At 61.9% G+C, this 1,566-nt stretch carries 2 protein-coding genes and 1 pseudogene; 1 reads left to right on the plus strand and 2 read right to left on the minus strand.

The window, feature by feature from the left end; translation table 11 throughout:
• Nucleotides 1-233, minus strand: a 233-nt coding sequence (locus ACYQ0J_RS10045) for a transposase (RefSeq protein WP_460171984.1), incomplete at its 3' end; no start/stop codon positions are given.
• Between the two features lie 12 nt (nucleotides 234-245).
• On the opposite strand from ACYQ0J_RS10045, the gene ACYQ0J_RS10050 reads away from it, so the two are divergent.
• Nucleotides 246-1,082 (plus strand): transposase, encoded by an 837-nt coding sequence (locus ACYQ0J_RS10050; protein ID WP_126164695.1) that lies wholly within the window; start codon nucleotides 246-248, stop codon nucleotides 1,080-1,082.
• Between the two features lie 265 nt (nucleotides 1,083-1,347).
• Here ACYQ0J_RS10050 and ACYQ0J_RS10055 read toward each other — a convergent pair.
• Nucleotides 1,348-1,566, minus strand: a pseudogene (locus tag ACYQ0J_RS10055) (IS982 family transposase); the annotation flags it as partial.

Raw genomic sequence — 1,566 nt, forward strand, 5'->3', positions numbered from 1 at the left:
CGATCCCTAGGGACCTTCAGGTCCACCTGGCCGAAGGTGGTCTCCAGCTTGCGGGGGTAGTAGCCGTTCCTGCGGCCTCCGTGCACCTGCAAGAAGGCCGTCCGGTCCAGCTCCAGAACCGTCTGCAGAACCTCGGCTACTGTCTCCCGCACCGCTTCCCTCAGCAAGATCCGCAAGGTATCCTGGTCCACGGGGCACCTCCTCGTGCTAAGGTGTGCCCCCCTATTAAACACGGACCCTTACACATAAATCCTTACACGACCTACTATCTTGACGCAGAAACCCTTCTGGTGGCTACCTATGTCTGGGTAGACGATGAACTCAAAGCTCTGCAGGCTCAAGGTATCGGCCTCCCCCGAAAGCAAAAGCACCAAAAGGCTACCCTCGCCGAGCTCCTAACCCTCGCCATCTTCCTCCTTTTGCAAGGTCAGGACCTGGCCAAAGGGTATCTGGCCGCCAAGTCCACCCTGAAGGCCTACTTCCCCCAGCTCCCCCACCTCACCCGCTTCTACCGGGTGCTGCAAAAAGCCCACCGCCTCCTGGCCCACCTGGCCCTGCGCCTTTCCGGGGGAGAGGGACACCTTCAGGTGGTAGACCTAAAACCCATCCCCCTGGCCCACGGCCATCGGATACACGGCTTTGACCTCCCGAAAGCTGCCGTGGGGGTAGGCCCCCTGGGGGCCTTCGCTGGGTACACCCTGGTGGCGGTGATGAACGAGGGGAGGCTTTTCTTCCGCTGGGCCGTGTTGCCCGGTAATGCCAGGGAGGCATGGGCCGAGGGGTTGTTGACGGGCCTTCCTGCGGTTCTTGGGGACCGGGGCTTTCGCTTTGTGGAGGGGGTGAAAACGCCTCCTTACCGGGTCAGGGGCGGGAAGGTGGTACAGACGGGGTGGAAAGGGTGGATGGGGAGGGTACGCAACTGGATAGAGACCCGGTTCAGCGTGATGGTGCGTTCTTTGGGGCTCCACCGGATTGAAGCCCGTTCCTACTGGGGGTTTCTGGCCAGGGTGAACCTGGTGCTGTTGGCCCACAACCCCATCCGGAGCCGGGTCCTCCCCAGGATGGCGGGGGTGGAGATGTAGGTAGCACACGAAGGGATGACGCCTCCTAGCCTGGCGTCCACCAAGGCCCCCAGCTCCCCAGGAACCTGGTGTTGAAGCGCCTTCCCAACCCTAGTAACTTGGCTTTAGAGAAAAGAGGGGGCGTGGGGGAGCTATAATCCCCTGGACTTTCAGTCCGTGGGATACATGGACTCCCCCACGTCCGCCGGAGACGCTGGTTTCGCCGCGTAGCGGGGAGGCGGACATAGCCTAGTGGGCGGCGGATGCGCTATCATAACCCAAGTTGCTACCCAGCCATCTTCTGGGTCAGGAGACTGATGTTATGGGCCAGGACGAAGGTGAGAACTTTGATGACGAAACCCTCCTGGGTCACGGCGTGGATGCGCCTGGGGAAGAGGTGATGGAGCATGCTCCCCACCGTCTCCACCACCCTCCGCCCCACGATGGCCAGGTACTGCATCCAAGGGAGATACCGCCGGCTGTTCCTCCTGCGGATGACCATGGG

The organism is Thermus sp. FJN-A, from assembly GCF_054655095.1.